Origin of the sequence: Bradyrhizobium sacchari (genome assembly GCF_002068095.1) — a bacterium.
Lineage (GTDB): Bacteria > Pseudomonadota > Alphaproteobacteria > Rhizobiales > Xanthobacteraceae > Bradyrhizobium > Bradyrhizobium sacchari.
The window spans coordinates 1-7675 of record NZ_LWIG01000001.1 but is presented as its reverse complement, the minus strand read 5'-3'; the positions used below and the strand labels follow the sequence as shown (position 1 = coordinate 7675).

Annotated in this window: 8 protein-coding genes and 2 pseudogenes; 6 read left to right on the top strand and 4 right to left on the bottom strand. The window is 61.5% G+C overall.

Translation table 11 applies throughout. The features are described 5' to 3' along the window. Positions 1-189: pseudogene (locus A5906_RS43570) on the bottom strand (non-homologous end-joining DNA ligase); the annotation flags it as partial. A 74-nt stretch (positions 190-263) separates the two neighbouring features. Between A5906_RS43570 and A5906_RS00050 the strand changes: the two are divergent. The 3 genes from A5906_RS00050 to A5906_RS00040 all read left to right on the top strand — a co-directional run bounded on the left by A5906_RS00050 (position 264) and on the right by A5906_RS00040 (position 2187). Beyond that, positions 264-509: a hypothetical protein gene (locus A5906_RS00050; RefSeq protein WP_080133290.1), complete on the top strand. Its 246-nt coding sequence runs from the start codon at positions 264-266 to the stop codon at positions 507-509. A 63-nt stretch (positions 510-572) separates the two neighbouring features. Further along, the gene (locus tag A5906_RS00045; protein WP_080133289.1) at positions 573-992 is read left to right on the top strand and encodes a CopG family transcriptional regulator; all 420 of its coding nucleotides are present in this window, start codon (positions 573-575) and stop codon (positions 990-992) included. A gap of 4 nt (positions 993-996) precedes the next feature. Next, positions 997-2187 carry an extracellular catalytic domain type 1 short-chain-length polyhydroxyalkanoate depolymerase gene (locus A5906_RS00040; protein WP_080133288.1) on the top strand — a complete coding sequence of 397 codons (1191 nt, stop codon included), beginning with the start codon at positions 997-999 and terminating at the stop codon, positions 2185-2187. Between the two features lie 97 nt (positions 2188-2284). Here the strand turns inward: A5906_RS00040 and A5906_RS00035 are convergent, their stop codons facing one another. Both A5906_RS00035 and A5906_RS00030 read right to left on the bottom strand, forming a co-directional pair. Continuing rightward, positions 2285-2497, bottom strand: coding sequence for a hypothetical protein (locus A5906_RS00035; protein ID WP_080133287.1), 213 nt, complete (start codon positions 2495-2497; stop codon positions 2285-2287). Between the two features lie 415 nt (positions 2498-2912). Continuing rightward, entirely contained in the window at positions 2913-3188 is a 276-nt protein-coding gene (locus tag A5906_RS00030) for a response regulator (RefSeq protein ID WP_245326531.1), read from the bottom strand. A gap of 430 nt (positions 3189-3618) precedes the next feature. Here A5906_RS00030 and A5906_RS00025 point away from each other — a divergent pair, with 430 nt between their 5' ends. Together A5906_RS00025 and A5906_RS00015 are read left to right on the top strand one after the other, a co-directional pair. Then, entirely contained in the window at positions 3619-3840 is a 222-nt protein-coding gene (locus tag A5906_RS00025) for a hypothetical protein (RefSeq protein ID WP_080133286.1), read from the top strand. Between the two features lie 307 nt (positions 3841-4147). After that, the gene (locus A5906_RS00015) at positions 4148-4615 is read left to right on the top strand and encodes a hypothetical protein (protein ID WP_080133285.1); all 468 of its coding nucleotides are present in this window, start codon (positions 4148-4150) and stop codon (positions 4613-4615) included. A 327-nt stretch (positions 4616-4942) separates the two neighbouring features. Here A5906_RS00015 and A5906_RS00010 read toward each other — a convergent pair whose 3' ends face one another. After that, complete coding sequence (locus A5906_RS00010) at positions 4943-6319, bottom strand: aminotransferase (RefSeq protein ID WP_080133972.1); 1377 nt, start codon at positions 6317-6319, stop codon at positions 4943-4945. Between the two features lie 796 nt (positions 6320-7115). Here A5906_RS00010 and A5906_RS00005 point away from each other — a divergent pair. Further along, positions 7116-7675: pseudogene (locus A5906_RS00005) on the top strand (IS3 family transposase); the annotation flags it as partial.

The window sequence follows — 7675 nt, the reverse complement described above, 5'->3', positions numbered from 1 at the left end:
GCGGGTAAAGATCTTCACGGCTTCGTTCACCAGATGGACCTGGACGCGGTAGCCGTCGAACTTGATTTCGTGAATCCATCGCGCCCCGGACGGCACCTTCGCGATCGATGATGCCAAGGCCGGTTCTACGAAGCCGGGGAACGGCGCCTTCACGCCGACCGCCGCCGGTTTACGTCGCTCAAACGCCACGCAACGAACTCCAACGCAACAACTGGTGGTCTCAAGCCAGAACGGCAGGAATCGTTTCCGGAACCCGCGAATCCTTGCAGCGTTGCATCGCGCTCGGCTCGCTCACTGTTGGTCCGGACGGCATCCAGGGCAACATCGGGATCCCTTGGGACGCTCTGTCGCCGATCCTGCAGATGCTGATTGCAGGCCGGTTCAAGTTGGTCCTGATGCGTAGCACCAGGTTTCGGCACCGGAGCGCGAAGCTGAACAGCCTCCGGATCGAGACCAGGCTGACCGGGATGGTGCGCCGGCCGGCTGAAGCGGCTTTGCCTCTTGAATAACTCCCCCGCACCTCCATATGCCATCTGTATAACATCCACTGGGATGGTCATTGGAACTCACTCATGGCTGACAATGTCCGCGAACTCCGGCCCAAGCCCCCGGACACCGAGAAGATCACGATCAACCTCGGTTACGTCGATCTCGGTCAGGTCGATTTGATGGTGCAGGAGGGGTTCTATTCCAACAGGACCGACTTCATCCGGACGGCCATCCGCAATCAGCTCGAACGGCATGGGGACGTCGTCAAGCAGTCGACGGCCCGGAAGAGTCTGGACCTAGGGCTGCGAAACTACACGCGCCAGGATCTCGAAGCGGCGCAGCGAGCTGGCGAGATGCTGCACATCAACGTTCTCGGCCTGGCGACCATCGACCATGACGTCACGCCTGATTTGGCCCGCGCCACCATTGCTTCCGTCTCGGTGCTTGGAGCCCTGCATGCCACTCCCGCGGTCAAGGCCGCTCTCGCCGACAGAACGAGGTGATGCGATGTTGGATCAGAGCATAGTTAATGAGGCCACTCGCCTCACGCGGGCGGGTCGATTGGTCGAGGCGGCCGCGCTCCTGCAACGCATGCTCCGCGGAGAAGGCGCGTCCTCGGGAACGATGGGCCGCGCAGTCCGAGTCGGGCCTGCGAGGCTCGAGCCGCCGACCCTCGACGTGAAGGCCCACGTCGTCGAGGAGAGGAAAGGCGGACGGCCCACGGAGCATGCGTCCATCCCCGGACACAGACGTCCCGCGCCGCTCACGGGCGTGAAAGACTTTGCGGGGCTCGGACTGCGCGGCCTGAGCAGGCGCGCTCCGCCGTCCACGTCGGACATCGTGCCCGATGGTGCAAGCTTCATCGAAGGTACCTTCGGCAACGCTGCGGGAAGCCGGACCTACAAGCTGTTCATCCCGAGCCGCGCGCCCGCGCCGCCACGTCCTCTGATCGTCATGCTTCACGGCTGCACTCAGTCGCCCGACGACTTCGCGGCGGGCACCCGGATGAACTTTTTGGCGGAAGAGCAGAACTGCTTCGTGGTCTATCCAGAGCAGCCGCACGGAGCCAACCAGGCGAAATGCTGGAACTGGTTTCGCGCCGGAGACCAGCAGCGGGGCGACGGCGAACCTTCGCTGATCGCGGGCATCACCCGCCAGATAATGCGCGATCACGGCATCGATCCAAAGCGAGTTTACGTTGCGGGCCTTTCAGCCGGTGGGGCCGCGGCCGCCATCATGGGGGCGACCTATCCGGACCTATACGCTGCGGTCGGCGTCCATTCGGGCCTGGCGTGCGGGGCGGCCAGCGATCTTTCCTCTGCGTTGACCGCGATGCGGCAGGGCGGTGCGCCCGTAGCTACCGTGAAGGCTTGCTCTGCGGTGCCGACCATCGTGTTTCATGGCGACCGCGACACCACCGTGCATCCCGACAACGGCGACCGGGTCCTCGATGGCCTCGGCGAAGCTGAGAGCCGGAAAGCCAAGGTGGTTCGCGGGCGAGTGCCGGACGGGCATTCGTATACGCGAACGATCGTGACCACTGCGCAGGGACGAGACATCTCCGAGCACTGGAGTGTCCACGGTGCCGGGCATGCCTGGTCGGGCGGCAGCCCGGCGGGCTCCTACACCGACCCGCGCGGACCGGACGCGACGAGGGAAATGTTGCGCTTCTTCATGGAGCATCCGTTGAGCGCTTAATGAACTTCCCAACGCGCTCGGATATTTAAGAAGGCCATTCGAAGTTCGGCGACTGCAGACGTCATTCGTTCCAAAGGATGGCTGTCGTTGCCGGGCGTCAGGCCTCGCCAGGTCCGGAGAAGATGGAAGCCGGCGGCGTGGTGCGCGGCGTCGGCAACGGCCGCTCGGTCGCCCCGGATCGCGAGGCCGGCCGGCCTTTCGCATCGTAGCGCTTGGCGAGATCCAGCAACCGACGGCGGGTGAACGGATCGGCCCTCTCGGCTATGACCCGGACCCGCTGCGCGAGACCTAGGTAGAACTCCTGCTCCATGGCTCACCCCCACAACGTCACTGCCGGAAGTTGAGTACCCTACGGTCGCGGAGTCAAGCAACGCTTGTGATCATGCAACTTTCCGCTGCCGACTTGAGATCGCAACGGGGACGGACGTAGACTTGCCAGCGCGGGGGAAATCAGATGGCAGTGCTCTATCCGGTCCGAAAGGCGTGCCGGCGTGCGGCAGCCCGATGAAGGCTGTGCGCGACGAAGCTCTGGAGGGGCGACTGCGGTACGTCTGCACCAATTGCGACGACGACCCGCTGCACGACCCGACGGCCCGCAAATGGGCGAGGGCCCGTTGCGTCCGCCGGCGAAATGAGCACGATCAGCGTGCCCCGTCTCGAATGTCCAGTGGCAGGTTGGCGGCCCGTGCCGCGCGAGCACCCGTGACGAAAGCGAGCATCTGCCGTCAATTTGGCGAAGCTCGCCTGCCCATTGTCTTCACGGCCTTCACGATTTCCGCCGGATCATAGGGCTTCTGCAGGAGCAGACTGCCCGATACAGGGCGCGGCGCGACGGGCGAGAAGCCGGCCGCGTATATCACGGCGAGCTCGAGATCCTGCTCGCGGCAGCGCTCGGCGATCTGCCAGCCGTCGACGCGTCCGGGCAGCCTGATGTCGGTGACGAGCACGTCGGCGACTCGTCTCCCGCACCATGCCAGCGGCTTCCTCGCCATTGGCCGCATGGATCACTTCGTAGCCCTCCTCGCGCAGGGCCTCCACCACGAGCTCGCGGATGAGGAGATCGTCCTCGAAGACGAGTATTCGCACCGGCGGCTCCTCGAAACCTAAGACTCACATCAGTCTGCGAACGGCCGAAGGTTTTGGCCGTTCCATCGCGCGCCTTGCGTCGAGCGCACCTCTGGCTGGCGATCGCAAAGGCGGAGGAGGCCTTCAATCGAGCGAGACGGGCGCATTAAGAAAGAGCGGCCGCTATCGAGAGCGATCTGGCACGGCGGACCAGGGTGAGCAGGCGCGCCAGGTGCGGTCGGCGACGGATGAATAGGAAGTTCCGGTCCTGCGAACCGGGCATTCCGCGACCATCGGCTGCCCGAACGGAACGGCGATCCTCCATGCGACTTGATTCTCCGAAGTGTCGCAACTCGGAGAACGATCATGAAAACGATCTTGACCATCACCTGCCTGTCCGTACTAGCCCTGGCGTCGCCGGCGCAAGCCAAAGGATGCATCAAGGGCGCCATCGTCGGCGGCGTCGCCGGCCACATGGCGGGCCATGGCAAGCTGGGCGCTGCGGCGGGATGCGCGGTCGGACATCACGAAGCGAACAAGCAGAACCCGAACAATTCGAACGCCCAAGCTCCATCGGGGCAGAAGTAGCGCGGCCACGCGCGATGAAGATCAGATTCGCATTCCGAGAGCCACATCGTCGAGCTTGAGAGTGGCTCGCGCTGGCAGGTCTTCCCTGGCGATCTCGATCTGACGCTGAACTGGAAGCCCGAGACGGAAATCGTCGTCATGCCAACTGACGATGATCCGTTCTCACGTGCTGGTCGGCGCAGACGCAAAGGTCCGCGTGATCGCGGACGGCGAAAGCTGGCCGGTACGTGAGGTCAAGTCGGCGTTGAAGGAAGTGTAAGGACCGGGCTCCGCCGGTTCAGTGGAACGAGATCTGGAGGGACATGCGATGAAAGTCATAATGGTGGCTCTTGCCTTGGCACTCGCTGCCTTGACATCGACGGTCTCGGCGCAACCGCTGAGATGGACGAGGTACACCATTCCCCAGACCGGCACCTCGGTGGATCTCCCTTCCTCGATCTTCACGGAAGAAGCCGGCCGACCCGACGGGTATGGGCAACGATTCCGCACCGCAGACGGCCGCGCCGATCTCACGATCCAGGCCGCGCCCAACCTCGCGAACGATTCACCCGCCGCCTTTCTCGCGAAGAAGCACCCGCCTTCCCGCATCCAATACAAGCGGGTGACACCGCGCTTCTTCGCGGTTTCCAGCTACAAGGGCGACAAGGTTTGGTACGACCGGTGCAACTTCTCGGAGCGGCTGGTTCATTGCGTGCTGATCAACTATCCCGCCGAAGAAGAGCACGCCTGGGACGACGTCGTCACCCACATGAGCCTGTCCCTCAGCGGCAAGTAGGTGATCGCACCTTCTCCGGCGGAGAGCGATCTCTGCGTCCCCGGGCTGAGGTCTTGCGTGAGCCATCACGCGGTGTCATCGACTCGATCGCAGCCGACCCACTCGCGTTGGCGTGCGTAGAACGTCCAATCGACCCTGCCATCGAAGAAGGTCCGCCGGTCCACAAACGGCGCGCTAGGAGGAGTACAGACATGAAGAAGCGTGGCCGCTTCAAGAACACCAAAACATTGGAGGAGCGTCTTGCCGCAGAAGTGAAAGCGCTCCGCGCACTCGTTTGCTATTTGCTGCAGTCTAACAGCAAAGGAAGGACTGCCGTCTCGTTCTCGATCAACGGACAAACACAGCATCGACTGCTTTCAGTGTGCTCTCGACGATGATATCAGCTTCGTGCCTTGTTAAGCACAGTGGTGGCGCGAGCCCGAGAATGTCGCCCTGCGGCATGGCGCGGCCGATGACGCCCCGCTCGAGCAGCGCGGCGGCGACCTGCTCCCCGACCTTCTTGGATGCATCGAAGAAGATACGGTTATCCCTATCCTCGACAAACTCCACCGCCGCCATTAACCCGTCGCCACGCACCTCGCCGACGTTTTCATGATTGCCCAGCGCCTCAGCCAATGCAGACCTGAGATATGCTCCAGTATCATGTGCGTTCGAAACCAGGTCCATTTCATCGATTAGCTCGAGATTTGCAATGGCAGCCGCTGCGCAGATAGGATGAGCGGAACAAGTCCAACCATGGCCGATAGTACCGAGTTCGTCGGAGCCCTTCACGAGAACCTGCCAAACCTTGTCCGAAACGATGACGCCGGAGAGGGGCGCGTAAGAGGAGGTCAGCCCTTTCGAAATTGTGATCAGGTCCGGTCTGATATCATAGTGGTCCGAACCAAACATCCTGCCCAGGCGGCCGAAGCCGGAGACGACTTCATCTGCGATGAGTAGAATGTCGTATTTCTTCAACAGAGACTGCACCTTGGACCAGTAGCCCGTGGGCGGCGGAATTATGCCTCCAGCACCTTGAATCGGCTCTCCGATGAACGCTGCTATTGTATCGGCGCCCTCGGCTAAGATCAGGTCCTCAAGCATGTCGACACAGGCCTGGGCGAACTGCTCCCCGTTCATAGTAGTATCAGGGCGACGAAAATAGTAGGGGGCCTCAGTGTGGAGAATCGGCGTACGCGGTAGATCGAAGGCTTTGTGGTACAGTTCAAGGCCTGTCAGCGAGCCGGTCATGACGGTTGAGCCGTGATAGCCGCGCCAGCGGGAGATAATCTTCTTCTTCCCCGGCCGGCCAAGCACATTATTGTAGTACCACGCCAGTTTGATATTCGTCTCGTTCGCGTCCGAGCCTGATAGGCCGAAATAGACGCGACTCATGCCGGCCGGCGCGCGATCGATGATCATCTTGGATAGTGTGATCGGGGCTTCTGTACCGTAGTCGCCAAATGCGTGGTAATAGGCGAGTTCTTTCGCCTGCTTTGCAATCGCCTCCGCGATTTTCTGGCGCCCATACCCGACATTCACACAAAAAAGCCCCGCAAAGGCGTCAAGGAACGTTCTGCCGGATTTATCTGTGATGTAGACGCCTTTACCCCCGCTAATGACGCGCGTTTGGATTTCACCTCGCGTATGGGCGCCAGCTTCCGTAGCTGGGTGGAACAGGTGATCGCGGTCCCACGCACCGAGTTCGTTCGATCTGTCGAACATTCTGCTTCCTCTGCTACTTTGCATCAAAAGGCTGAGCCCTACCGCATGGCGGCGAGCTGCTTGCTGCTGCAAGCTCGGATTCTGTTGGGCGTCCCTAAGTTCGACAATAACGAACTCGGACGTTGCGAAAAAGCGGCCGAGCCCCAACCAATGTTAGTAGTTGCGCCACAACGATTGCCCGGTGTCAGATGGAGAGCACGTCGAGCTTGGCAGACCCGAAAGGACACGTGAACGGGTCGAGCAGGTTGCTCGGCTATACAACGGTCGTTTGGTAGCTTTGATCCTGCGGATCTTCTTTGACAGGACCTATTATCCAATAGCTCGATATTGCCGCTCAGGTCGCGTTGATCTCACGATCGTTTGCCGAAGCTCCAAATAGAGCTACCTTTTAGCGGTTTTTGCGAGACTTTCTTCGACTTGGAGTGTCGCCGCCACTGAGAGAAGTTGCTTCACCGCAGCAGCAGCGCGAGTTCTACAGCTCGCGTAAACGAACGAACATCCGTGCCATAGACAGCCAAAGGACCGCCGCGCTTGATGCCGTGTCGTGGGTGGCGTGAGATGTGCAGTTCTGTAAGACGCGAGCGCTCCGGCTCGCCGCCCGACGAGCTAGTGGAGGCGTTAAATGCCTGCAACCAAAGCAGACAACCAAAGCAGATCAGGCTTCTCGTAGAAGAGTCGGGTTGGCTCATCCGAGTCGGCGACTTGCGATAGAGCCCGCTTCGGAAATCTGGACAGGGCGATAAGTGGAGTTTCTGCCTGACGGCAGGCGAGATTGTTCCGCGAATCGGGAGAGACGATGAGCACACGAGACCGCCGGCACCACGCACCGGCATTGAAGGCCAAGGTGGCGTTAGCCGCGATCAAGAGCAAGATGACGCTGGCCCAGCTGGCTCAGCATTTCGACGTGCACCCGACACAGATCACGCACTGGAAGTCCAGCTCAGGAAGCGGCGGCCGATGTGTTCGGTTCTGGCGGAGGCAACAGGACGAGCGAGCGCGCCGTGGACGCGAAAACGCTGCACGCCAAGATCGGGGAGCTGATGCAGTTTTTTAGAAGGCGCGCTCAGCAAAGCTGGCCTGCTGAGCGCAAAGCGATGATCGATCGCGAGCACAACCTGCCGATCACGAAACAGGCGGAAGTTTTGAAGATCAGCCGCGGCAGCGTTTATTACCTGCGGGCGACCAGTGCCGGACGCCAGATCATGCGGCGTCTCGACCGGCTGCATCTGGAGTTTCCCTTCGCCGGTTGGCGATGCTGAGAGGCCTGCTGGCTGCCGAGGGGGGCAAGATCGGCCGCCGGCATGTCAAAACGCTGATGCGGCGGATGGGGATAGAAGCGCTCTACCGCCGGCCGCG

Bases quoted from the DNA above. Each gene is read 5' to 3' on its own strand.
- A5906_RS00045 (WP_080133289.1), top strand. From the start codon at position 573: ATGGCTGACAATGTCCGCGAACTCCGGCCCAAGCCCCCGGACACCGAG.
- A5906_RS00040 (WP_080133288.1), top strand. From the start codon at position 997: ATGTTGGATCAGAGCATAGTTAATGAGGCCACTCGCCTCACGCGGGCG.
- A5906_RS00035 (WP_080133287.1), bottom strand. From the start codon at position 2,497: ATGGAGCAGGAGTTCTACCTAGGTCTCGCGCAGCGGGTCCGGGTCATA.
- A5906_RS00030 (WP_245326531.1), bottom strand. From the start codon at position 3,188: ATGCGGCCAATGGCGAGGAAGCCGCTGGCATGGTGCGGGAGACGAGTC.
- A5906_RS00025 (WP_080133286.1), top strand. From the start codon at position 3,619: ATGAAAACGATCTTGACCATCACCTGCCTGTCCGTACTAGCCCTGGCG.
- A5906_RS00015 (WP_080133285.1), top strand. From the start codon at position 4,148: ATGAAAGTCATAATGGTGGCTCTTGCCTTGGCACTCGCTGCCTTGACA.
- A5906_RS00010 (WP_080133972.1), bottom strand. From the start codon at position 6,319: ATGTTCGACAGATCGAACGAACTCGGTGCGTGGGACCGCGATCACCTG.